Source organism: Pseudomonas sp. TE50-2 (assembly GCF_040813665.1).
GTDB lineage: Bacteria > Pseudomonadota > Gammaproteobacteria > Pseudomonadales > Pseudomonadaceae > Aquipseudomonas > Aquipseudomonas soli.
Window position 1 is genome coordinate 1,630,038 of record NZ_JBFNXN010000001.1, and the last position, 23,445, is coordinate 1,653,482.

The 23,445-nt window shown below is 63.8% G+C and carries 22 protein-coding genes and 3 tRNA genes; 15 read left to right on the forward strand and 10 right to left on the reverse strand.

Going from position 1 to position 23,445, the window contains the following annotated elements; genetic code table 11:
* Window positions 1-154 precede the first annotated feature (154 nt).
* The gene (locus tag AAHK21_RS07395) at window positions 155-1,870 is read left to right on the forward strand and encodes a proline--tRNA ligase (RefSeq protein WP_046856771.1); all 1,716 of its coding nucleotides are present in this window, start codon (window positions 155-157) and stop codon (window positions 1,868-1,870) included.
* Between the two features lie 21 nt (window positions 1,871-1,891).
* Window positions 1,892-2,845, forward strand: coding sequence for a lipoprotein (locus AAHK21_RS07400; protein ID WP_046856772.1), 954 nt, complete (start codon window positions 1,892-1,894; stop codon window positions 2,843-2,845).
* 35 nt (window positions 2,846-2,880) lie between these two features.
* Here AAHK21_RS07400 and dinB read toward each other — a convergent pair whose 3' ends face one another.
* Window positions 2,881-3,939, reverse strand: a complete 1,059-nt coding sequence (gene dinB / locus AAHK21_RS07405) for a DNA polymerase IV (protein WP_367858966.1) — start codon at window positions 3,937-3,939, stop codon at window positions 2,881-2,883.
* Between the two features lie 210 nt (window positions 3,940-4,149).
* On the opposite strand from dinB, the gene AAHK21_RS07410 reads away from it, so the two are divergent.
* From AAHK21_RS07410 to AAHK21_RS07430, 5 genes are all read left to right on the forward strand, one after another.
* A tRNA-Met gene (locus AAHK21_RS07410) sits at window positions 4,150-4,226 on the forward strand.
* A gap of 136 nt (window positions 4,227-4,362) precedes the next feature.
* Window positions 4,363-4,439 (forward strand) — tRNA-Met (locus AAHK21_RS07415).
* Window positions 4,440-4,563: 124 nt separating this feature from the next.
* A tRNA-Met gene (locus AAHK21_RS07420) sits at window positions 4,564-4,640 on the forward strand.
* A gap of 248 nt (window positions 4,641-4,888) precedes the next feature.
* Window positions 4,889-7,531, forward strand: a complete 2,643-nt coding sequence (gene mprF, locus AAHK21_RS07425; protein WP_160290797.1) for a bifunctional lysylphosphatidylglycerol flippase/synthetase MprF — start codon at window positions 4,889-4,891, stop codon at window positions 7,529-7,531.
* Window positions 7,531-8,823, forward strand: a complete 1,293-nt coding sequence (locus AAHK21_RS07430) for a virulence factor family protein (protein ID WP_367856872.1) — start codon at window positions 7,531-7,533, stop codon at window positions 8,821-8,823. Before mprF ends, AAHK21_RS07430 begins: the two co-directional genes overlap by 1 nt.
* 101 nt (window positions 8,824-8,924) lie before the next feature.
* Here the strand turns inward: AAHK21_RS07430 and AAHK21_RS07435 are convergent, their stop codons facing one another.
* Complete coding sequence (locus AAHK21_RS07435) at window positions 8,925-10,835, reverse strand: potassium transporter Kup (protein ID WP_367856873.1); 1,911 nt, start codon at window positions 10,833-10,835, stop codon at window positions 8,925-8,927.
* A gap of 235 nt (window positions 10,836-11,070) precedes the next feature.
* On the opposite strand from AAHK21_RS07435, the gene rimO reads away from it, so the two are divergent.
* From rimO to tsaA, 5 genes are all read left to right on the forward strand, one after another.
* Entirely contained in the window at window positions 11,071-12,402 is a 1,332-nt protein-coding gene (rimO, locus tag AAHK21_RS07440; RefSeq protein WP_031315328.1) for a 30S ribosomal protein S12 methylthiotransferase RimO, read from the forward strand.
* Window positions 12,403-12,487: 85 nt separating this feature from the next.
* The gene (locus AAHK21_RS07445) at window positions 12,488-12,946 is read left to right on the forward strand and encodes a GNAT family N-acetyltransferase (RefSeq protein ID WP_367856874.1); all 459 of its coding nucleotides are present in this window, start codon (window positions 12,488-12,490) and stop codon (window positions 12,944-12,946) included.
* Between the two features lie 121 nt (window positions 12,947-13,067).
* Window positions 13,068-13,778 (forward strand): rRNA pseudouridine synthase, encoded by a 711-nt coding sequence (locus AAHK21_RS07450; protein WP_367856875.1) that lies wholly within the window; start codon window positions 13,068-13,070, stop codon window positions 13,776-13,778.
* 50 nt (window positions 13,779-13,828) lie between these two features.
* Window positions 13,829-14,290, forward strand: coding sequence for a DUF1456 family protein (locus tag AAHK21_RS07455; RefSeq protein WP_094010097.1), 462 nt, complete (start codon window positions 13,829-13,831; stop codon window positions 14,288-14,290).
* A gap of 6 nt (window positions 14,291-14,296) precedes the next feature.
* Complete coding sequence (gene tsaA, locus AAHK21_RS07460; RefSeq protein ID WP_367856876.1) at window positions 14,297-14,989, forward strand: tRNA (N6-threonylcarbamoyladenosine(37)-N6)-methyltransferase TrmO; 693 nt, start codon at window positions 14,297-14,299, stop codon at window positions 14,987-14,989.
* A 78-nt stretch (window positions 14,990-15,067) separates the two neighbouring features.
* Here tsaA and fpr read toward each other — a convergent pair whose 3' ends face one another.
* Window positions 15,068-15,847: a ferredoxin-NADP reductase gene (gene fpr / locus AAHK21_RS07465; RefSeq protein ID WP_046856781.1), complete on the reverse strand. Its 780-nt coding sequence runs from the start codon at window positions 15,845-15,847 to the stop codon at window positions 15,068-15,070.
* Between the two features lie 120 nt (window positions 15,848-15,967).
* On the opposite strand from fpr, the gene finR reads away from it, so the two are divergent.
* Window positions 15,968-16,894, forward strand: a complete 927-nt coding sequence (finR, locus tag AAHK21_RS07470; protein ID WP_023631043.1) for a LysR family transcriptional regulator FinR — start codon at window positions 15,968-15,970, stop codon at window positions 16,892-16,894.
* A 3-nt stretch (window positions 16,895-16,897) separates the two neighbouring features.
* On the opposite strand, the gene AAHK21_RS07475 is transcribed toward finR, so the two are convergent.
* From AAHK21_RS07475 to AAHK21_RS07485, 3 genes are all read right to left on the reverse strand, one after another.
* Complete coding sequence (locus tag AAHK21_RS07475; RefSeq protein ID WP_023631044.1) at window positions 16,898-17,263, reverse strand: diacylglycerol kinase; 366 nt, start codon at window positions 17,261-17,263, stop codon at window positions 16,898-16,900.
* 76 nt (window positions 17,264-17,339) lie between these two features.
* Window positions 17,340-17,990: a response regulator transcription factor ErdR gene (gene erdR / locus AAHK21_RS07480; protein ID WP_023631045.1), complete on the reverse strand. Its 651-nt coding sequence runs from the start codon at window positions 17,988-17,990 to the stop codon at window positions 17,340-17,342.
* A gap of 257 nt (window positions 17,991-18,247) precedes the next feature.
* The gene (locus AAHK21_RS07485) at window positions 18,248-18,958 is read right to left on the reverse strand and encodes a tRNA-uridine aminocarboxypropyltransferase (protein WP_094010099.1); all 711 of its coding nucleotides are present in this window, start codon (window positions 18,956-18,958) and stop codon (window positions 18,248-18,250) included.
* A 214-nt stretch (window positions 18,959-19,172) separates the two neighbouring features.
* On the opposite strand from AAHK21_RS07485, the gene AAHK21_RS07490 reads away from it, so the two are divergent.
* On the forward strand, window positions 19,173-19,592 hold the full coding sequence (locus tag AAHK21_RS07490; protein ID WP_367856877.1) for a quorum-sensing-regulated virulence factor family protein: 420 nt from the start codon (window positions 19,173-19,175) through the stop codon (window positions 19,590-19,592).
* A gap of 1 nt (window position 19,593) precedes the next feature.
* On the opposite strand, the gene AAHK21_RS07495 is transcribed toward AAHK21_RS07490, so the two are convergent.
* The gene (locus AAHK21_RS07495) at window positions 19,594-19,800 is read right to left on the reverse strand and encodes a hypothetical protein (RefSeq protein WP_046857890.1); all 207 of its coding nucleotides are present in this window, start codon (window positions 19,798-19,800) and stop codon (window positions 19,594-19,596) included.
* Between the two features lie 304 nt (window positions 19,801-20,104).
* Between AAHK21_RS07495 and AAHK21_RS07500 the strand changes: the two genes are divergently transcribed.
* Window positions 20,105-21,223, forward strand: coding sequence for an LOG family protein (locus AAHK21_RS07500; RefSeq protein WP_094010100.1), 1,119 nt, complete (start codon window positions 20,105-20,107; stop codon window positions 21,221-21,223).
* Window positions 21,224-21,292: 69 nt separating this feature from the next.
* Here the strand turns inward: AAHK21_RS07500 and recX are convergent, their stop codons facing one another.
* From recX to AAHK21_RS07515, 3 genes are all read right to left on the reverse strand, one after another.
* A complete protein-coding gene (recX, locus tag AAHK21_RS07505) occupies window positions 21,293-21,763 on the reverse strand; it encodes a recombination regulator RecX (protein ID WP_367856878.1) in 471 nt (156 codons plus the stop codon).
* A gap of 9 nt (window positions 21,764-21,772) precedes the next feature.
* On the reverse strand, window positions 21,773-22,849 hold the full coding sequence (gene recA, locus AAHK21_RS07510; protein ID WP_028690616.1) for a recombinase RecA: 1,077 nt from the start codon (window positions 22,847-22,849) through the stop codon (window positions 21,773-21,775).
* A 103-nt stretch (window positions 22,850-22,952) separates the two neighbouring features.
* Window positions 22,953-23,435 (reverse strand): CinA family protein, encoded by a 483-nt coding sequence (locus AAHK21_RS07515; RefSeq protein WP_367856879.1) that lies wholly within the window; start codon window positions 23,433-23,435, stop codon window positions 22,953-22,955.
* Window positions 23,436-23,445: the final 10 nt, after the last annotated feature.

The window sequence follows — 23,445 nt, forward strand, 5'->3', positions numbered from 1 at the left end:
CCAGGTTTGCGACGCCCCAAGATGAAGAAGCCCGGCGATCGCCGGGCTTTTTCTTGGCTGACAGAACCGCGCCAGTGCTGCATTCTGTACGCTTTCGTTTCGCCCCCGTACAATGCGGGGTCATTTCACATTCAGGCAATCGACACGGCTCACCATGCGCACCAGTCAATATTTGCTCGCCACCCAGAAAGAAACCCCGGCCGATGCAGTGGTCATCAGCCACCAGCTCATGCTGCGCGCCGGCATGATCCGCAAGCTGGCCTCCGGCCTGTACACCTGGCTGCCGATGGGCCTGCGGGTAATGCGCAAGGTCGAAGCCGTGGTACGCGAGGAAATGACCGCCGCCGGCGCCCTCGAGGTGCTGATGCCGAGCATCCAGCCAGCTGAACTGTGGCAGGAATCCGGCCGCTGGGAGCAGTACGGCCCCGAGCTGCTGCGCCTGAAAGACCGCCACCAGCGTGAATTCTGCGTCGGCCCGACCCACGAAGAGGTCATCACCGACCTGGCGCGCAACGAGCTGTCCAGCTACAAGCAGCTGCCGCTGAACATGTTCCAGATCCAGACCAAGTTCCGCGACGAGATCCGTCCGCGCTTCGGCCTGATGCGCGGCCGTGAGTTCATCATGAAGGACGCCTACTCCTTCCATGCCGACCAGGCTTCCCTGCAGGAAACCTACGACCGCATGCACCTGGCGTACTCCAACATCTTCACCCGCCTGGGCCTGGACTTCCGTCCGGTGCAGGCCGACACCGGCTCGATCGGTGGTAGCTACTCCCACGAATTCCACGTGCTCGCCTCCTCCGGCGAAGACGACGTGATCTTCAGCGACAGCTCCGATTACGCCGCCAACATCGAGAAGGCCGAGGCCATCCCGCGCGAAACCGTGCGCCCGGCGCCGACCGAAGAGCTGCGCCTGGTCGATACCCCGGACGCCAAGACCATCGCGCAACTGGTGGAAAACTTCGGCCTGGCTATCGAGAAGACCGTCAAGACCCTGATCGTGCATGGCGCCGAGGAAGGCAAGCTGGTCGCGCTGATCGTCCGTGGCGACCACGAGCTCAACGAAATCAAGGCCACCAAGCTGGAGCAGGTCGCCGACCCGCTGGTGATGGCCACCGACGCCGAGCTGCGTGCCGCCATCGGTGCCGGCGCAGGCTCCCTCGGCCCGCTGAATCTGCCGCTGGAGTGCATCATCGACCGCTCGGTCGCCCTGATGAGCGACTTCGGCATCGGTGCCAACATCGACGACAAGCACTACTTCGGCGTGAACTGGGAACGCGACCTGCCGGTTCCACAGGTCGCCGACCTGCGCAACGTGGTCGAGGGCGACCCGAGCCCGGACGGCCAGGGTACCCTGGTGATCAAGCGCGGCATCGAAGTCGGCCACATCTTCCAGCTCGGCACCAAGTACAGCGAAGCGCTCAAGTGCCAGGTGCTGGGTGAGAACGGCAAGCCTGTGGTCCTGTCGATGGGTTGCTACGGCATCGGCGTGTCCCGTGTGGTCGCCGCCGCCATCGAGCAGAACCACGACGACAAGGGCATCATCTGGAATGACGCCCTGGCCCCGTTCCAGATCGCCCTGGTGCCGCTGCGCTACGAAACCGATGTGGTCCGTGAGGCTACCGACAAGCTGTACGCCGAACTGACCGCCGCAGGTTTCGAAGTCCTGCTGGACGACCGCGACAAGAAGACCAGCCCCGGCATCAAGTTCGCCGACATGGAGCTGATCGGCATCCCGCACCGCATCGTCGTCAGCGACCGCGGCCTGGCCGATGGCAACCTGGAGTACAAGCACCGCACCGAGTCGGAGGCCCAGGCACTGCCGCTCAATGAAGTGCTGACCTTCCTGCAGGCCCGCATCCGCCGCTGATAACCCGTTACGCGAGTGATCATGTCCAAGCGAAGTACCTACACCCTGGGGGGCGCCGCACTGTGCGGCGCCCTGCTCCTCGGCGGCTGCGCCAACCAGATGTCCCAGCGCAGCGACCACGAGGAGCGCGTCGAGCGCAAACTGCTCGAGCACAGTCTGCAGATCGATGTCGGCGAGCCGAAGGTGATGGAGCTTCCGCAGCGGCGCGTGCGCATTCATGAGCTCAAGCGTTTCGAAGTCACCGAGTTCGAAGTGACCCGCCGCTACGACCGCTACACCCCCTACCAACCCTGGCGGGAGATCTACGAGATCCCGCTGGGCGCGGTGGCCGTGGTGGCGGGCATCGGTGCCAACGTGGCCAATGTGTTCGCCTTGGGCAACCTGCCGGACAGCGTCACCCACGACTGGCTGAGCTATGGCGTGGCGGGCGTCAACCCGTTCATGAACGTACCGTCCAACGGCCGTGCCCAGCAGAACCTGGCGGGCATCGACGAGGTCGAGAAGGGCAAGCGCGAAGAGTCCATCAGCCTGCCGTGGAACGAGCGCCTGGTCGAGGTCAAGGCCGGCAAGATGACCCACGAGCTAACCACCGACAAACATGGCGTACTGCGCCTGAACCTGCTCGACAGCCCGTTCTCCGAGCAGAACCTCAACCATATCGGCACCCTGCACCTGCAGGTGGTGGATGAGGAAAACCAGGTACGAGGCGATGCCAGCTTGCTGGTCAGCGGCAATTTGCGTGGCAAGTTGCTCGAGGCCCACGAGCTGATTTTCGATGACCTCGAGGACGACGATGTCGGCCAGTGGGTACATCGGGTCAAGCGCCTGTCGGAACTGGGCCTGGAAGAAGAGGCCAGCGAACTCGAGCAGAGCCTGATCGAGCTGACGCGCAACGATCCTGAGCTGCAGCAGGAGTTTCTGCAGGCACTGACCAAGGCCACCGGGCGACTGGTTGCCGATCCGGGCGTGCAGTAAAACGAGAAGGGGCCGCTTGTGCGACCCCTTCTTCTTTATATGTCCCGAAACAACTCCAACTGTTCAAGCGCCCCACGCAGGTCCCGCAGCCTCACCCCTACCCCCAGCAACCGCACCGGTTTGCCACCTCGGGCAAACGCCTGGCTAAGCAACTGCCGGTAGCTCTCCAGGTCTCGCCCCGCCCCCGCCTGCTCCAGCGTGGTCTGGCTGAAGTCATGGAACTTGACCTTGACGAACGGCTTGTCGGGCCGATAGCTGCTATCCATGCGCGCAATCCGCTCATTCAGACTGGCGAGCAGGTCAGGCAGCTTCTCCAGGCAACTGCTCAGGTCGGGCAAGTCCTGGTCGTAGGTGTTCTCGACGCTGACCGACTGCCGCCGACTGTCGTTGTGCACCGCACGCTCGTCGATCCCTCGCGCCAGCCCCCACAAGCGCTCGCCGAAGCTGCCAAATTCGCGCACCAGCGCCAGCCTCGACCAGTCGCGCAATGACAGGCAAGTATCGATCCCCAATCGCGAAAGCTTATCCGCCGTCACCTTGCCCACGCCATGCAAGCGGGCAACCGGCAAAGCCGCGACGAATTCCTCCACTTGGTCCGGGGTAATGACGAACAACCCATTGGGCTTGCGCCAATCGCTGGCGATCTTGGCCAGGAACTTGTTCGGCGCCACGCCTGCTGACACCGTGATATGCAGTTGCTGGGCGACCCGACGACGAATGTCCTCGGCAATCCGCGTGGCGCTGCCGGCAAACCATTGGCTGTCACTGACATCCAGGTAAGCCTCGTCCAGCGACAGCGGTTCGATCAACTCGGTGTAGTCCCGGAAGATCGCGTGAATCTCGCGGGACGCCTCACGGTAAGCCTCGAAACGCGGCTTGACGATCTCCAGATCGGGGCACAGCTTCATGGCATGCCCCGATGCCATCGCCGAACGCACGCCATAGGCGCGCGCCTCGTAGTTACAGGTGGCGATCACGCCACGCTGACCTGGCTGCCCACCCACCGCCATGGGACGACCGACCAGGCGCGGGTCATCGCGCATCTCGATGGCGGCGTAGAAGCAGTCACAATCAATGTGGATGATCTTGCGCAAGGACATGGAAGACAGTCACTACTGTAAATTCATACAGATATTACCGTATGGCCAACGGACGAGACAGCCTGGACCGGACAATCGGCCTGCAAGCCCCGTCGCCACTGAGCTGCGGCGCGATCTGGCACGCTAAGGGTTTGAACGAAAAAGGTTTTTCTTGAGGAAATGCTTGACAGGCAAGGGAAAATACGTAGAATTCGATCTCACAGGCGCGGGATGGAGCAGCCTGGTAGCTCGTCGGGCTCATAACCCGAAGGTCGTCGGTTCAAATCCGGCTCCCGCAACCAGATTCAAGAAAAGGCCACTGTTCATACAGTGGCCTTTTTTATTGCCTCTATATTTACACCGAAAGAAAAAACCACGAAAAATCAAGCAGTAACGCTTGACAGCGGTTGGAAAATCCGTAGAATTCGATCCCACAGGCGCGGGATGGAGCAGCCTGGTAGCTCGTCGGGCTCATAACCCGAAGGTCGTCGGTTCAAATCCGGCTCCCGCAACCAGATTCAAGAAAAGGCCACTGTTCACGCAGTGGCCTTTTTTATTGGCCGCAGTTTTTCCAATCGCAACCAATGTCATATCAAGCCTTGACAAGCCATGGCAAATGCGTAGAATGCGCCCCTCTGACGCGGGATGGAGCAGCCTGGTAGCTCGTCGGGCTCATAACCCGAAGGTCGTCGGTTCAAATCCGGCTCCCGCAACCATATTCGTCAGAACAAACCCCGCCTGTCGCAAGACAGTGCGGGGTTTGTTGCATTCAGCCCATACCCTTTCGATTCCTCCTCGCCAAGCCCTGGTTCCAGCCCTTGCAGACGGCTGAATGAACTATCTTTAACTATCCTGAAACAGATTAAGCCGCCGGCGCGGAGTAATATTCGGATACGTTTTTCCAAAGGGACTTTCACTTGGCCGTACCTTGCCTTCACCTCGCGCGTTGCGCACGAGGCACTCCATGACCGCCCCCACTCCCGAGCCCCAGGCACCGTTGACCACGGCCTTGCCGGCGGCGGCGCAGCGCCTGCCCTGGCTGGAACGTCTGAGCAAGTACCGGCAGCCGCTGGGTTTGGCGTTGACATTGCTGCTGTTCGCCATGGGCCTGATTGCCTGCCGCCATCTGTTGAGCGAACTGGATATCTACGCCCTGCATGATGCGATGCTCAGCGTACCGACCCAGTCGCTGCTCGGCGCGCTGCTGGCCACGTTGGTCGGCTTCGTGATCCTGCTCGGTTACGAATGGTCGGCCAGCCGCTATGCCGCCGTGCAACTGCCACCTCGCACCCTGGTGCTCGGGGGCTTCAGCGCCTTCGCCATTGGTAACGCGATAGGCCTGTCGATGCTGTCGGGTGGCTCGGTACGCTATCGCCTCTATGCCCGCCAAGGTTTGGGGGCCGCAGAGGTCGCGCGCATGACGGTGTTCGCCAGCCTTTCGCTGGGCTGCGCGCTGCCGCCGCTGGCGGCACTGGCCACCCTGAGCGACCTGCCGGCAGCGGCAACGGCGCTGCGCTTGCCTGCACCGCTGTTGGGCGGTATCGCCATCGCCGTGCTGGTCGCGGCGGTAGCCCTGGTCATGGGCCTGTACCGCCGTCGCCTGCCTGAACAGCCGCTGGCCGACAACCTGCTGGTGCAGTTCGGGCGCCGCACCCTGCGCCTGCCAGGCGCACGCCTGACTGCGTTGCAACTGCTGATCACCGCCCTGGATGTCGCCGCCGCGGCCACCGTACTTTATTTGCTGCTGCCCGAAGCCCCGCCCTTTGGCGCGTTCGTGCTGGTCTACCTGCTCGCCCTCGCCGCCGGGGTGCTCAGCCATGTGCCGGGTGGCGTCGGGGTGTTCGAGGCGATCCTGCTGGCCGCGTTCGCCAACCAGCTGGGCGCGGCACCACTGGCGGCCGCCCTGCTGCTGTACCGGCTGATCTACGTGGTGCTGCCGTTGCTGGTGGCCTGCGTACTGCTGCTGGCCAACGAAGCCCGCCGGCTGATGGTCGCCCAGCAGGCGATCCGCGCAGCCTCGGGCCTGGCAGCGCCGGTGCTGGCGATCCTGGTGTTCCTTTCCGGCGTGGTGCTGCTGTTCTCCGGCGCCACCCCGGAGATCGACAGCCGTCTGGAGCACATGGGCTTCCTGATCCCACACCGCCTGATCGATGCCTCGCACTTCGGCGCCAGCCTGATCGGCGTGCTCTGCCTGCTGCTCGCCCAGGGCCTGCGCCGGCGCCTGTCGGCCGCCTGGCTGCTGACCACCGTGCTGCTGCTGGTGGGCGCGGTGCTGTCGCTGCTCAAGGGCTTCGACTGGGAAGAAGCCAGCCTGATGTGCTTCACCGCTGCCCTGCTCGCCCTGTTCCGCCGCTCGTTCTACCGTCCCAGCCGTCTACTGGAGCTGCCGTTCTCGCCGGTGTACCTGGTGGCCAGCGCCTGCGTGGTCGGCGCCTCGGTATGGCTGCTGCTGTTCGCCTACCAGGACGTGCCCTACACCCACAAGCTGTGGTGGCAGTTCACCCTTGATGCCGATGCGCCGCGGGGCTTGCGCGCCGCGCTGGGCAGCGCCGTGCTACTGGTGATCGTCGCCCTGACCTGGCTGCTGCGCACCGCCCGGCCAGTGATCCATCTGCCCAGCGAAGACGAACTGCAGCGCGCCAACCGCATCCTGCTCGCCTCCGACCAGCCCGATGGCGGCCTGGCCCTGACCGGTGACAAGGCGCTGCTGTTCCACCCCAACGACAACGCCTTCCTGATGTATGCCCGTCGCGGCCGCAGCCTGGTAGCCCTGTACGACCCGATCGGCCCGGCCCAGGAACGCGCCGAAATGATCTGGCAGTTCCGCGACCTGTGCGACCTGCACCATGCGCGCCCGGTGTTCTACCAGGTGCGGGCGGAGAACCTGCCGTTCTACATGGACATCGGCCTGACCGCGATCAAGCTCGGCGAGGAAGCACGGGTCGACCTGCGCCGCTTCGATATCGATGCCAAGGGCAAGGAGATGAAGGACCTGCGCTACACCTGGAACCGCGGCGGCCGCGACGGCCTGGCCCTGGAGATCCATGAGCCTGGTCACGCCCCGCTGGAGGCACTCAAGGAGATCTCCGACGCCTGGCTCAGCGGCAAGAACGTGCGCGAAAAAGGCTTCTCCCTCGGCCGCTTCAGCCCCGAGTACCTGCAGCATTTCCGCATCGCGCTGATCCGCTTCCAGGGCCGTCCGGTGGCCTTCGCCAACCTGCTGGAGACCCACAGCAACGAGCTGGCCAGCCTCGACCTGATGCGCGCGCATCCAGAAGCACCGAAACTGACCATGGAGTTCATGATGGTCGGTCTGATCCTGCACTACAAAAGCCACGACTACGGCCGCTTCAGCCTGGGAATGGTCCCCCTTTCCGGCTTGCAGCCGCGGCGTGGCGCCCCCTTGACCCAGCGCCTGGGCTCGATGGTGTTCCAGCGTGGCGAACAGCTCTACAACTTCCAGGGCCTGCGGCGCTTCAAGGACAAGTTCCAGCCGGACTGGGAACCTCGCTACATGGCCGTGCCAGCCGGGCTCGACCCGCTGGTGGCACTGGCTGACACCGCCGCCCTGATCGCTGGCGGCCTGACTGGATTGGTGAAACGTTGATGATCCGACGCTATTGGCTGTACGTACTGATTCCCCTGTTGCTCGCCGTGCTGGCCGGTGGCGCGGCCTTCTGGCTGTGGACCCGCCCGGCCCCCGAGGCACGCCTGGAGCACCTCACACTCGACGACGGCAGCGCCCTGACCCGTGCCACTCCCGGCGTGCATGCCAAGGCCCGGGTGGCCATCGGCGTGCCCCAGGACCAAGCCCTGACCGACAAGCAACTGCTCGACCTGAGCCAGGCCGGCGAGGCCCAACTGGTGCAGGTGGTCCTGCCGCCGGCCGACTGCGCCAAGCAGCAGGCCGCGATGGACCAGGCCCTGACTCGACTGGCCGACAAACCGACCCTGGTTGCAGGTATCGGCCCAGGCGCCGCCCAGGCCTGGCGCTGGCTGGCCGCGCAAGGCGACGACAAGGCACGAGCCATCTCGGTGGATTTCACCGTCGAGCAGCCCGGCTGCCAGGCCGCCCTGCCCAAGTCCGCCGCCCATGGCCACTGGAATGTGGCTTGGAACGACAACCCGGATGACGCCAGCGCCGCCTTCGTGCGCGACCAGGCCAACGCCGAGACCAGCATCGCCGACTACGACATCCACCTGCCCCAGGTACTCAAGGCCCAGTTGACCCAGGCCCTGGTCGGTCACGATGGCAACGCCCTGGCCATCCCGGTGGTCGAAGTTCCGGCCGGGCAGACCACCGACACCGTCACCCTGTTCCTTTCCGGCGACGGCGGCTGGCGCGACCTGGACCGCGATGTGGCCGGCGAGATGGCCAAGCTTGGCTACCCGGTGGTCGGCATCGACACCCTGCGCTATTACTGGCAGCACAAGACCCCGGAGCAGAGCGCCGCCGACCTCTCCGAGCTGATGCAGCACTACCGCCAGAAATGGGGCACCAAGCGCTTCGTGCTGACCGGCTACTCGTTCGGCGCCGACGTGCTGCCGGCTATCTATAACCGCCTGTCCGCAGACGACCAGAAGCGCATCGATGCGGTGATCCTGCTGGCGTTCGCCCGCAGTGGCAGTTTCGAGATCGAGGTGGAGGGCTGGCTCGGCAAGGAGGGCCAGGAAGCCCCAACCGGGCCGGAGATGGCCAGGTTGCCGGCGGCGAAGGTGGTGTGCATCTATGGCGTGGAAGAGACTGACGAGAGCGGCTGCACCGACAAGACCGCCGTGGGTGAGCGCATGAAACTGCCTGGCGGCCACCACTTCGACGAAAACTACCCGGCGCTGGCCAAGCGTCTGATCGGTGAGATCGAGACCCGCCAGGGAAAGGCCAACGTCGCTGAGAAATGATAAGGAAAGGGGCCGCTTTACGGCCCATCGCGGGGCAAGCCCGCTCCCACAAGGTCACACAAGCCTTGTGGGAGCGGGCTTGCCCCGCGATGCTTTAGCCCTCAGATTTCGACCTGCGTCCCCAACTCGATCACCCGATTGAGCGGCAGGTTGAAGAACCGCAGGTTGCCGTTGGCATTCTTCAGCAGGAACGCGAACAGGTTCCCGCGCCAGCGCGACATCCCCTCCAGGCGCGAGGCGATCACCGTCTCCCGACTGAGGAAATAGGTGGTGCGCATCGGGCTGAAGTCCAGCTCATCCAGGTGACACAACTTCAGCGCCGCCGGTACGTCCGGCTCGTCCATGAAGCCAAAGTGCAGCAGCACCCGGAAGAACCCGTCACCATAGGCTTCCACCTCGAAACGCTCATGCTCCGGCACCCGCGGCCGGTCCTCGCTGACCACCGTCAGCAGCACCACCTGGCTGTGCAGCACCTGGTTATGCAGCATGTTGTGCAGCAGCGCGTGGGGAACGGCATCGGAGCGCGCGGTCAGGAACACCGCGGTGCCCTCGACCCGATGCGGCGGCTGCACGCGGATGCTGCTGATGAACAGCGGCAACGGCAACGCGCCTTCATCGATGCGCTCGACCAGAATCTGCTTGCCGCGCTTCCAGGTACTCATCAACACGAACAGCACGATACCCGCCAGTACGGGGAAAGCGCCGCCCTGCACTATCTTCGGCACGTTGGCGGCGAAGAACAGCCCGTCGACGAACAGGAAGCCCAGCAGCAGCGGTACCGCCAACACCGGCGGCCACTTCCACAGCAGCAGCATGACCGCCGAGACCAGGATGGTGGTCATCAGCATGGTGCCGGTCACTGCCACGCCGTAGGCCGCCGCCAGGGCGCCGGAGGACTCGAAGCCGATCACCAGCAGCACCACGCCGACCATCAACGCCCAGTTCACCGCGCCGATATAGATCTGCCCCTGCTCGTCGCTGGAGGTGTGCTGGATCTGCATGCGCGGCACATAGCCCAGCTGGATGGCCTGGCGAGTCAGCGAGAAGGCCCCCGAAATCACCGCCTGGGAGGCGATCACCGTGGCCATCGTCGCCAGGCCCACCAGCGGCAGCAACGCCCAGGACGGCGCCAGCAGGTAGAACGGGTTACGTGCCGCCTCGGGGTTCTGCAGCAGGATGGCGCCCTGGCCGAAGTAGTTGAGCACCAGTGCCGGCAGCACCAGGGCGAACCAGGCGCGGGCAATGGGTTTGCGGCCGAAGTGCCCCATATCGGCGTAGAGGGCCTCGGCGCCGGTCAGCGCCAGCACCACCGCACCAAGGATGGCCACGCCCATGCCAGGGTGGACGATGAAGAAGTTCAAGGCCCAACCCGGGTTGAACGCCTTCAGCACCTCCGGGCTCTGCAAGATCCCATGCACGCCCAGCGCCGCCAGCACAAGGAACCAGGCGACCATGATCGGGCCGAAGGCCTTGCCGATCTTCTCGGTGCCGTGCTTCTGCACCAGGAACAGCGCCACCAGCACCACCAGCGCAATCGGCACCACCCAGTGGTCGATACCCTCGAACGCCAGGCCCATGCCCTCCACCGCCGACAGCACCGACACCGCCGGGGTGATCATGCTGTCGCCGTAGAACAGCGAGGCGCCGATCAGGCCGCAGCCGACCATCAGCATGCGCAGCCGCGGGTACTGCGCCGTGGCCCGCCGCGCCAGCGCGGTCAGGGCCATGGTGCCGCCCTCGCCCTGGTTATCGGCGCGCAGGATGAACATCACGTACTTGAACGAAACCACCCACAGCAGCGACCAGAGGATCAACGACAGAATGCCCAGCACCCCGTCATGGTTGACCTGTACGCCATAACCGCCGGTAAAGACCTCTTTGAGGGTGTACAGCGGGCTGGTGCCGATATCGCCATAGACCACCCCAACGGCCGCCACGAGCAGGCCCAGCGGCCGTGCCGCTCCCTGCTTCCCCGCGTGCCCGCCTTCGGCATGACTGCTTGCCTGAACCATCGACCACTCCCGCAGACGGCCTGTTAGACCGGTTGAATGCCTACCCGCGCCGGACCCTCCCGGATACCCCGGCGCAACGGCGCGAAGCATAGCGCAGCGTTCGTCGTATTTCTGCTGGTAAAGCGACCTTGTGCTCGCTAGAATTGCGCACTTTTTGATCAGAGGCGCCGAAAGCGCCCGCCAGGATCGCCCCCGTTACCGGCCGGGCGACCTGTATTCAATACCGAGGTTAGCCATGTCCACCACTCCCGCCACCCCAAAGGTCGGCTTCGTCTCCCTGGGTTGCCCCAAGGCCCTGGTCGATTCCGAGCGCATCCTGACCCAGCTGCGCATGGAAGGCTATGAAGTCGTGCCTACCTACGAGGATGCCGACGTGGTGGTGGTCAACACCTGCGGCTTCATCGACAGCGCCAAGGCCGAGTCGCTGGAAGTGATCGGCGAAGCCATCAAGGAAAACGGCAAGGTCATCGTCACCGGCTGCATGGGTGTCGAGGAAGGCAGCATCCGTGACGTGCACCCCAGCGTGCTGTCGGTCACCGGCCCGCAGCAGTACGAGCAGGTGGTCAATGCCGTGCACGAAGTGGTGCCACCGCGCCAGGACCACAACCCGCTGATCGACCTGGTGCCGCCCCAGGGCGTCAAGCTGACCCCGCGTCACTACGCCTACCTGAAGATTTCCGAAGGCTGCAACCACAGCTGCAGCTTCTGCATCATCCCGTCGATGCGCGGCAAGCTGGTCAGCCGCCCGGTCGGCGAGGTGTTGAGCGAGGCCGAGCGCCTGGTCAAGGCCGGCGTCAAGGAGATCCTGGTGATCTCCCAGGACACCAGCGCCTACGGCGTGGACGTCAAGTACAAGACCGACTTCTGGAACGGCCGCCCGGTCAAGACCCGCATGCTCGAGCTGTGCGAGGCGCTGAGCAGCCTGGGTGCCTGGGTGCGTCTGCACTATGTCTACCCGTACCCAAACGTCGACGACGTGATTCCGCTGATGGCCGCCGGCAAGATCCTGCCGTACCTGGACATCCCGTTCCAGCACGCCAGCCCCAAGGTGCTCAAGTCGATGAAGCGCCCGGCCTTCGAAGACCGCACCCTGGCGCGCATCAAGAACTGGCGTGAGCAGTGCCCCGAGCTGGTGATCCGCTCGACCTTCATCGTCGGTTTCCCTGGCGAAACCGAGGAAGACTTCCAGTACCTGCTCGACTGGCTGACCGAAGCCCAACTCGACCGCGTCGGCTGCTTCCAGTACTCGCCGGTGGAAGGCGCTCCAGCTAACGACCTGGGCCTGGAAGAGGTGCCGGACGACGTCAAGCAGGATCGCTGGGACCGCTTCATGGCCCACCAGCAGGCCATCAGCACTGCTCGCCTGCAACTGCGTATCGGCAAGGAAATCGAAGTGCTGATCGACGAAGTCGAAGAGCAGGGCTCGGTGGGCCGCAGCTTCTTCGACGCGCCGGAGATCGACGGCAGCGTGTTCATCGACGGCGACCACGGTTTCAAGCCGGGCGACAAGGTTCGCTGCCGCATCGTCGACGCCGACGAGTACGACATGTGGGCCGAGCCCATCTGAGCGAAACCCGCCTGAAAATACCCCGCCAGCTGGCGGGGTATTTTTTTGCATCTATGTTTTCCTCAATGGCCCCGAGGATCACAGGATGTCGCCCACTGTCGCGCTGCACACACCTCATCTGAGCGATTACCCCGAGCTGGTCCGGGTGTGGGAGGCGTCGGTGCGGGCCACCCACGACTTCCTGCCCGAGAGCTACATCCTGCTGCTGCGCGAGCACGTGCTGCGCAAGTATCTGGATGCCGTGATGCTGGTCTGCTGCAAGGACAGCAAGCGGCACATCCTCGGCTTTGCCGGGGTCGCCAACGGCCGGGTCGACATGCTCTTCGTCGCGCCCGAACACCGTGGCCAGGGCATCGGGCGGCGCCTGCTGCGTCACGCGGTGCACGAATTGAACGCCGAGCGCCTGGACGTCAACGAACAGAACCCGCAAGCCCTGGGTTTCTACCTGCATGAAGGCTTCGAGATCTATGGCCGCTCGGAAACCGACGGCCTAGGGCAGCCCTATCCCCTACTACATATGAGGCTTGTTCGTACAACGTCCTAGTACGCAAGCTCAGGAAACCACTACCCCGCTCCGAAATGGCGCAAATGACATCGATTTGCAGCCGCTACCTCGCCCAGGCAGGTACAATGAAGGCTTTCCCTACCGCGTGATGCCCGTGTCCATGTCCGAACCCATTCGTCTCTCCAAACGCCTCATCGAACAGCTTGGCTGCTCCCGCCGCGAGGCCGAACTGTACATCGAGGGTGGCTGGGTCACGGTCGATGGCGTGGTGGTCGAACAACCCCAGTTCAAAATCACCGAACAGCAGGTCGAGCTGCTCCCAGGCGCCCGTGCCGACTCGCTCGAACCGGTCACCCTGCTGCTCAACCAGCAGGCCGGCCAAAACAGCGCAAGCGCCCTGGCCAGCATCAGCATGGCCAGCCTCAGCGAAGCGCACCGCGAGGGCGTGCGCCCGTTGCATGGGCATTTCGCCCGCCAGGCCTGCATCGTCCCGCTGCTGCCCGGCGCCAGTGGTCTACAGCTGTTCACCCAGGACTGGCGGGTAACCCGCAAGCTCGAGGCCGACCTGCGCCGCATGGAGCAGGAATACATCGTCCAGGTCAGTGGTGAAGCCAAACCCGGTGCCCTCGAGCGCCTGGCCCGTGGCGTGGAGCGCAAGGGTGTCGAACTGCCGAAGGCCAAGGCCAGCTGGCAGAACGAACAACACCTGCGCATCGTGCTGAAGAACCCGCAACCGGGCTTGATCGAACAGCTTTGCGAAACCGCCGGCCTCAAGGTGCTGGGGATGCGCCGTATTCGCCTTGGCGGGGTGTCGATGGGCAAGCTGCCGCTGGGCCAATGGCGCTACGTGGCCGCTACAGAACGCTTCTAGCATTACCGCCGCGCAACGACTGACGCGGCAACAGAACAGGATTCGCTGCAATGAACCACAACGATGTACTGCGCAGCCTGCGCTACATGCTCAAGGCCAACGACCAGAAAATGGCCGAGATCATCAAGCTCTCGGGCCTCGAGGTTTCCGTCGAAGCCATCGCCACCTATGTGAAGAAGGAAGAGGAACCCGGCTTCGTACGCTGTCCGGAGAAGGTCATGGCACACTTCCTCGACGGTCTGGTGATTCACCGTCGCGGCCGCGACGACAGCCGCCCGCCGCAGCCGATCGAAGTGCCGGTGACCAACAACACCGTGCTCAAGAAGCTGCGGGTGGCCTTCGAGCTGAAGGAGGACGACCTGCACGCGGTGCTCAAGTCCGTCGACTTCCCGGTGTCCAAACCGGAGCTGAGCGCGCTGTTCCGCAAGGTTGGCCACGACAACTACCGCCCCTGCGGCGACCAGTTGCTGCGCAACTTCCTCAAGGGCCTGACCCTTCGCGTGCGCGGCTGAGCCAAGATGCAGCATACCGTCTCGCCGGTCGGCATCGTTCGCTCCTGCTTCAAGGAGAAGTTCGCCATCCCGCGCCAGCCCAAGCTGGCGCCGGCCGCCCGTGGCGTGCTGGAGCTGCTGCCGCCCTTTGACCAGGGCGATGCCGTCGAAGGCCTGGAACAGGTCAGCCATGTGTGGTTGCTGTTCCTGTTCCACCAGGCACTGGAAGACAAGCCACGCCTGAAGGTGCGCCCACCGCGCCTGGGCGGCAACAAGTGCATGGGGGTGTTCGCCACCCGAGCCACCCATCGGCCCAACGGCATCGGCCAGTCGGTGGTACGCCTGGAGGGCGTCGAACCAGGGCGACTGCTGCTGTCGGGGATCGATCTGCTGGACGGCACCCCGGTGCTGGATATCAAGCCTTATGTGCCGTATGCGGACAGCGTCGCCGAGGCATCGAACCTGATGGCCAGTGATGCACCGGAGCCGATCAGGGTGCAATGGAGCGAGAGCGCACTGCCTCAGGCCCACACCCACGCGCTACGCCTGGGCGAACCTTTGGTCGAGCTGATCGACCAGTGCCTCGCTCAGGACCCACGTCCTGCCTACCAGGTGCCGCCGCCCGAGCGGGTATATGGGGTCAAGTTCTGGGATGTGCAGGTACGCTGGCATTATCCGCAACCGGATGTGATCCGGGTGCTGGAAGTGACGCCGGAGTGATGTAGCGTCGATAAGACGCAATGCCAGGCATAAAAAAACGCAGGCCAAGCCTGCGTTTTTTCATTCATGCCGCTGGCCTTACTTCTCGACGAACGCTCGCTCGATCAGGTAATCGCCCGGCTCACGCATGCGCGCGGAGATCTTCAGGCCAAAGCTGTCCAGCACTTCGCTGGTTTCATCGAGCATGCTCGGGCTGCCGCAGATCATGGCACGGTCGTCCTGCGGGTTGATCGGTGGCAGGCCGATATCGCTGAACAGCTTGCCGCTGCGCATCAGGTCGGTCAGGCGGCCCTGGTTTTCGAAAGGCTCGCGGGTCACGGTCGGGTAGTAGATCAGTTTGTCGCGCACCGACTCACCGAAGAATTCGTTCTGCGGCAGGTGCTCGGTGATGAACTCGCGGTAGGCCACTTCGTTCACGTAGCGAACGCCGTGTACCAGGATCACTTTCTCGAAGCGCTCGTAGGTCTCCGGGTCCTGGATGACGCTCATGAACGGCGCAAGGCCGGTACCGGTGCTCAGCAGGTACAGGTGCTTGCCCGGGTTCAGGTCGTCCAGCACCAGGGTGCCGGTGGGCTTCTTGCTGATGATGATCTCGTCGCCTTCCTTCAGGTGCTGCAGCTGGGAGGTCAGCGGACCATCCGGCACCTTGATGCTGAAGAACTCCAGGTGCTCTTCCCAGTTCGGCGAGGCGATGGAGTAGGCGCGCATGAGCGGACGGCCGCTGTCCTGCTGCAGGCCGATCATCACGAACTGACCGTTCTCGAAGCGCAGGCCCGGGTCACGGGTGCACTTGAAGCTGAACAGAGTGTCGTTCCAGTGGTGCACACTGAGGACACGTTCGTGGTTCATGTTGCTCATCGATGGGGCTCCTGAAGGAAAACGCGGCGCGCGCAAGACGCGCAGTTGCGCGATAGTTTAGGGGCAGCGACAATATCTGTTAACTGAATTATCAAGATATGTGTTATCGGTTATATAGATATGCGATTCACACTTCGTCAGCTCCAGGTCTTTGTCGCCGTCGCCCAGCACCAGAGTGTGTCCAGGGCCGCGGGCGTACTGGCCTTGTCACAATCGGCAGCGAGCACCTCGATCACCGAACTGGAGCGCCAGTCCAGCTGCCAGCTGTTCGACCGTGCCGGTAAACGCCTGAGCCTCAACGCCCTGGGCCATCAACTGCTGCCCCAGGCCGTGGCCCTGCTCGACCAGGCCAAGGAAATCGAAGACCTGCTCAACGGCAAGTCGGGATTCGGCTCGCTGGCGGTCGGCGCCACCCTGACCATCGGCAACTACCTGGCCACCTTGCTGATCGGCAGCTTCATGCAGGTGCACCCGGAAAGCCAGGTCAAGCTGCACGTACAGAACACTGCGCATATCGTGCAACAGGTTGCCCATTACGAAATTGACCTGGGTCTAATCGAAGGCGACTGCAACCACCCCGATCTGGAGGTGCAGCCCTGGGTGGAGGATGAGCTGGTGGTGTTCTGCGCGCCGCAGCATCCGCTGGCCAAGGCCGGTCATGCAGATATCGAGCAGCTCTCCCATGAAGCCTGGATCCTGCGCGAACAGGGCTCGGGCACGCGCCTGACCTTCGACCAGGCCATGCGTCATCATCGCGCCAACCTGAACATCCGCCTGGAACTGGAACACACCGAAGCAATCAAGCGCGCCGTGGAGTCGGGCCTCGGTATCGGCTGTATCTCCCGCCTGGCGCTGCGCGACGCCTTCCGCCGCGGCAGCCTGGTGCCGGTGGAGACGCCGGCGCTGGATCTGTCGCGACAGTTCTATTTCATCTGGCACAAGCAGAAGTACCAGACCTCGGCCATGCGCGAGTTCCTCGAGCTGTGCCGCAGTTTCACCGCTGGGGTGCAGCGCAGCGACGAGATCGTGCTACCGCCGATCGCCTGAACGTCAGCCGAGCAGGATCACGCCCCAGACCAGCGCGACCATGCTCATGGCCACCAGTTGCGCGGCACTGCCCATGTCCTTGGCGTTCTTCGACAGCGGGTGACGATCGAGGGAGATGCGATCGATCGCCGCCTCCACTGCCGAATTGAGCAGCTCGACGATCAGCCCCAGCAGGCACACGGCGATGAGGATCGCCCGTTCGGCGCGGCTCACCGGCAGCCAGAAGGCTGTGGGGATCAACAGCACGTTGACCAGCACCAGCTGGCGAAACGCGGCCTCACCCTTGAACGCGGCGCGCAGGCCGTCCAGCGAGTAGCCGGCGGCATTGAAGATACGTTTGAGGCCGGTCTGGCCCTTGAATGGCGACATGTGTGTCAGTCACTTCACCGAAAAAGGCCAGCAGGCTAGTTCAACCGCAGTCAAAAAAGCGTGAAGGCGCAGGGATTTAGCTGGCCGAAACCGATTCAAGTTGTTGCAACAACAGCGCGGCCTGGGTCCGGGTGCGCACGCCGAGCTTGCGGAAGATCGCCGTGACGTGGGCCTTGATGGTCGCTTCCGAGACACTCAGCTCATAGGCGATCTGCTTGTTCAGCAACCCTTCGCAGACCATGGTCAGCACGCGGAACTGCTGCGGGGTGAGGCTGGCCAGCCCTTCGCTGGCGGCCTTGGCCTCGGCGGACACGTCGACCTTCTCGAACGCCTGCGGCGGCCACCAGACATCGCCGTCGAGCACATTGCGCACGGCTTCCTGGATCTTGCTCAGCTCGCTGGACTTGGGGATGAAACCGCTGGCGCCAAATTCGCGGGACTTGACCACGACGGCCGCCTCTTCCTGCGCCGAAACCATCACCACCGGGATCTGCGGGTATTGGCCACGCAGCAGCACCAGCCCGGAGAAACCATAGGCCCCGGGCATGTTCAAGTCCAGCAGGACCAGGTCCCAGTCGGCTTTTTCAGTCAGGCTGGTTTCCAGTTCGGCGATGCTCGCCACCTCGACCAAGCGCACATCCGGGCCCAGGCCGAGGGTAACGGCCTGGCGCAGTGCGCTGCGAAACAGCGGGTGGTCATCGGCAATCAGGATTTCGTATGTGGCCATCGATCTAGGGATCCTGTTCTGTACCAGGCGCAGGGGGTACGGGAGACGCCTGGCGGGCAACTCATGGCGCGAACGGCAGGGCCGCCGGCCGGGATGGCACGGCGAAGTCCGGGGTAACAGCAGCTTCGTCGTGCCCGAAGCGGCGCCAAGGATGCCGAGCACGCCCCGGGTGGTCAAGCCAATTGCCCGGTCGTCCCCGCCTACCCTGGCTGCCAGCCCCGACAGTATGTACCAATCCGCCGCGCCTGCCCCTTGGACTATAGGAAGGTATGCAAACGCTGGTGGACCTCGTCCTGCTCATCCAGCGCCAGGCGCCGCTTGCCGCTGAGGTAGTGCAGGCTGAATACATCCAGGTAGGCATCCAGGGCCTGCGAGGCCTGGCTGTCGCCGGCCAATTCCAGACACATGGCGGCGACTTCGGCGGTACAGAAGTGGTCGTCACGCTTGGAGCGGCGCAGGCGGTAGCGCGACATCTGCTCGGCCTGCAGGCTCAACACCGGGAAACGGTCGAGATAGGGGCTCTTGCGGAACATCTTGCGCGCCTCGGTCCAGGTGGCGTCGAGCAGGATGAACAGCGGGCGCTTGCCCGGTTCACGCACCACCTCGCTGACCACGCGGTCCTCTTTGACGAACTCGCCGGGGAAGACGATGTAAGGCTGCCAGCGCGGATCGTCCAGCAGCGCCAGCAAACCCTCGTCCACCGAGGTACGCAGCCAGCCGAAGGCGGACGTATCCTCGATCACGTCGGCAATCAGCCACCCCGTGTTGGTCGGCTTCAGTGGCTCGGTGTCATGCATCAGCAGGCACATGCCGGCGTCTGCCGGCACCCGCGGTTTCCACGCGCACAGGCAGTGCGTGGCGATCACCCGGCAATCCGGGCATCGCTCGGCTCGCGAGCCGCGGGCGACAAAGGGTTTGATGCTGCGCGCCAGGCGCTCGGCGCGCAGCCGCGCTACCGCGTGGCTCATGGCTGCAGGCCTTGGCAGGAAGATGGAAGGGGCACGACGACGACTCGGTAAAAACAAAATGCGAGTCTACCAGAGCGTACGTCATTTGCCGTGCAGCCCTTACGGCCGCTCCTTTATAATCAGCGGCTCAGGCGGCCGGGGAACCCCAGCAGTTTCATGGAACGCCGCCCGCCGGCGCAGGTCAAAGCGCCAGTCATCGAACCAGGAGAGATTCATGCTGCGTCTTATCGTCCCGACCCTGAGCCTGTTGCTCGCCCTGCCCCTGGCCGCCCAGGCTGCCTCCAAGCAGGAATACGAGCTGACCCAGATGCTGCAGAAGGTCGCCAAGGAAAGCAGCGTCGGTACCCCCCGGGCCATCAACGAAGACATCCTCGACCAAGGCTATACCGTCGAAGGCAAGGCGCTGGTCAATCACCTGAGCGTGCGCCAGGAGCATGCGCAAGGCATGCAGGCCAACCCCGCGCAGGTACGCAGCCAGCTGGGTGACAGTGTTTGCCGTAACAATGGTTACCGTCAGCTGATGTCCAAGGGCGCGGTGATGGTCTACCGCTTCACCGTGTACAAGACCAACCAACCGGTCATGGACCAGGCGTTCGACGCTGCCAGCTGCGCGGCTGGCAACAAGAGAAAGTGATTCAGGCCAGCTGATCGCTGTCTCTGGCGCGCCGCTGCTCATCATCGGCGCGCAACTCGGCCAACAGGGCCAGCAGGTAAGGCGAGTGCCCCTCGCCCCCCTGCAGCCGACGCAAGCACTCCCCCTCCAGGCTCAGGTGATGAACCTTCGCCTCGCGCTCGAGCAACTGCAACAGTTGCCCGTCCACCTCGATCACCAGCCGGTGCATACCGCCACCTCGCTGCATCACTCTTCCGCCTCCAGTTAACCAAAGCGCTGCTGTCATCGGATCCAGTCTGACAGGCGGTATTGCACGCCTGTGGCGGCACGAGTGCGCCCCAGCGTCTAGATTGATAACGAGTACCCATAACAACGACAACGCGATGGAATTGCCACTGCAACAATGGCCTTGAAGGCCTACTGCAACGCTCGGGGGGCACACTCGAGCCACAGCAGCCAGCGACACACGCAGTGTCGCGGCCGGGACCTGCCATCGACCCGGTCAGAGGTTTTGCTGCAGAAGGAGACGTTGAATGCCTTACCAATCGAACGAGCTGCTGTTCAACCATTTCAGGGACCACGGCATCGACCTGAGCAAGATCGACGAGCAACTGCAACTGGTTGCCCCGAACAGCCCCAACCTGCCGCTGTACCGCGACATGCTGCTGACCGTGCTGCGCATGGCCCATGACGACCGCAACCGCTGGAACGCCAAAATCACCCTGCAGGCCCTGCGTGAACTCGACCATTCGTTCCGCACCCTCGAGCATTACAAGGGGCGGCGCAAAGTTACCGTGTTCGGCTCGGCACGAACGCCATTGGAGCACCCCATGTATGCGCTGGCCCGAGAGCTGGGCGCAACGCTGGCACGTTCCGACCTGATGGTGATCACCGGCGCCGGAGGCGGCATCATGGCCGCCGCCCACGAAGGCGCCGGCAGCGATCACAGCCTGGGTTTCAACATCACCTTGCCTTTCGAGCAGCATGCCAATGCCACCGTCAATGGTACCGACAAGTTGCTGCCGTTCCATTTCTTCTTCATTCGCAAGCTGTTCTTCGTCAAGGAGGCCGATGCGCTGGTGCTCTGCCCGGGCGGCTTCGGCACCCTCGACGAGGCGCTGGAAGTGCTGACCCTGATCCAGACCGGCAAGAGCCCGCTGGTTCCGGTGGTGCTGCTCGACTCGCCCGGTGGCAGTTTCTGGCAGGACGCCCTGGCCTTCATCAGCCGCCAACTGGAAGAAAACCGCTACATCCTGCCCAGCGACCTCAAGCTGGTACGCCTGGTGCACAGTGCCGACGAGGCGGTGGAGGAAATCAACCAGTTCTACAGCAACTACCACTCCAGCCGATGGCTGAAGAACCAGTTCGTCATTCGCATGCATCACCCCTTGAGCGAGGCCGCGCTGCATGACGTGGAGGAAGGCTTTGCCGATCTGCGCCTGAGCGGCAGGTATCACCAGCAGCCTGACAGTGGCGCGGAGCACGAAGAAGGCAACTTCAGCCACCTGACACGCCTGACCTTCGCCTTCAACGGCCGTGACCAGGGTCGCCTGCGCGAACTGGTGGACTTCATCAACCTATCGGAGAACTGGGCCAAACCCCAGCCAATGCACACCACCCAACGAGCCCGGGAAGCCCTGCGGGTGAACTGAACGCAAAATGGCCCACATGGCTGGCCCCGGTCGGGGTCAGCCATGTGGGCCATCAATGCTGGTCACGCTTCAATAATCGTCAAGATCGCGCCCGCAGAGCAGCCGACTGATCATTTCCATGGAAAATCCACGGTAGGCGAGAAAACGCGTTTGCTGTGCGCGGCTGCGTGGATCATGGGGAAGTTGCCCTGAGAACTTGCGCTGCCACACCTCTTTCAACCGCACCGCCCAGTCCACTTCGCTGTCACGTAGTGCCTGGTCGATATCGCCACGGTCCAGACCTCGCTGGCCAAGCTCCTCACGGATACGCCCAGGGCCATAGCCTGAGCCGGAACGATAGCGTATGAAGCTTTCAAGGTAGCGGGCCTCGCTGAGCAGCCCCTCCTCGGCAAGCCGATCGAGCGCGGGCTCGATCAACTCATCGGTAGCGCCGCGTTGGCGCAACTTGCGGGTCAGCTCCACGCGACCATGCTCGCGGCGTGCGAGCAGGTCCATGGCTGTCCGCCGAACGGCGACGGGGGTGTCGAGTACGACGGACATGAACGCAGATCAATAACCGGCGTCGGCGTCAGCCAGATCATCGGCATCGGCTTCGGCGGCACCGGCCTTGGCGGCCGCTGCTGCAGCGGCGGCTGCACCGGCGGTCAGCAGCTTGTCGCGAATCTGCTTCTCGATCTCGCTACCAATGGCCGGGTTCTCTTGCAGGTACTTGGCGGCGTTGGCCTTGCCCTGACCGATCTTGTTGCCCTGGTAGCTGTACCAGGCACCGGATTTTTCAACCAGGCCCTGAGAAACACCCAGGTCGATGATTTCGCCGTTGCGGTAGATGCCCTTGCCGTAGAGGATCTGGAACTCGGCCTGGCGGAACGGCGGCGAGACCTTGTTCTTGACGATCTTGACGCGGGTTTCGCTACCAACCACCTCATCACCTTCCTTGACCGCGCCGGTACGGCGAATGTCCAGGCGCACGGAGGCGTAGAACTTCAGGGCGTTACCGCCGGTGGTGGTTTCCGGGCTACCGAACATCACGCCGATCTTCATACGGATCTGGTTGATGAAGATGACCAGGCAGTTGGCGTTCTTGATGTTACCGGTGATCTTGCGCAGCGCCTGGGACATCAGGCGGGCCTGCAGGCCGACGTGCATGTCGCCCATCTCGCCTTCGATCTCGGCCTTGGGCACCAGCGCGGCCACGGAGTCGACGATGATCACGTCGACGGCGTTGGAGCGCACCAGCATGTCGGTGATTTCCAGGGCCTGCTCGCCGGTGTCCGGCTGCGAGACCAGCAGGTCGTCGACGTTGACGCCCAGCTTGCCAGCGTACTCAGGGTCGAGGGCGTGCTCGGCGTCGACGAAGGCGCAGGTGGCGCCGTTCTTCTGGGCTTCGGCGATGACCGACAGAGTCAGCGTGGTTTTACCCGAAGACTCCGGGCCGTAGATCTCGACGATACGGCCTTTCGGCAGGCCACCAATGCCCAGGGCAATGTCCAGGCCCAGGGAACCTGTGGAGATGGCGGGGATCGCTTGGCGCTCGTGGTCGCCCATGCGCATGACCGCGCCTTTGCCGAATTGGCGTTCGATCTGACCCAGGGCCGCAGCCAAGGCGCGCTTCTTGTTGTCGTCCATTGAAATCCTCACGTGTTCGACTGGCCCTGACGGCCGGAATAACTGTATAAGTAGCCAGTATTATTCCACAGGGATTCGTTTCCGCAAACCCCCGTCGGGCGAATTACTCTGCGCCAAGCTGTAACAAGCCGTCTAACGCGGCGATCACCGTCTGTCGGCGCACCGCTTCGCGGTCACCATCGAAGTGGCGGCGCTCGCTGCTCACGTTGTCGCCGTCGGCCCAGGCCAGCCACACCGTGCCCACCGGCTTGGCCGCTGAACCGCCGTCGGGGCCGGCCACGCCGCTGACCGCGACCGCAAAGCGCGCACCACTGGCAGCCCGGGCGCCGCGTACCATGGCCTCGACCACCTCCTGGCTGACCGCGCCCACCTCGGCGAACAACACCTCAGGTACACCTAGCTGGCGGGTTTTCTGGGTATTCGAGTAGGTGACGTAGCCGGCCTCGAACCAGGCCGAACTGCCGGGTATGCGGGTGATGGCCTCGGCGATGCCGCCGCCGGTGCAGGACTCGGCGGTGGTCACCTGGGCATTGAAGCGCCGCAGGTGTTCACCCAGGCGGGTGGAGAGAACAGTGATCGGGTCCATGATGGGCTCC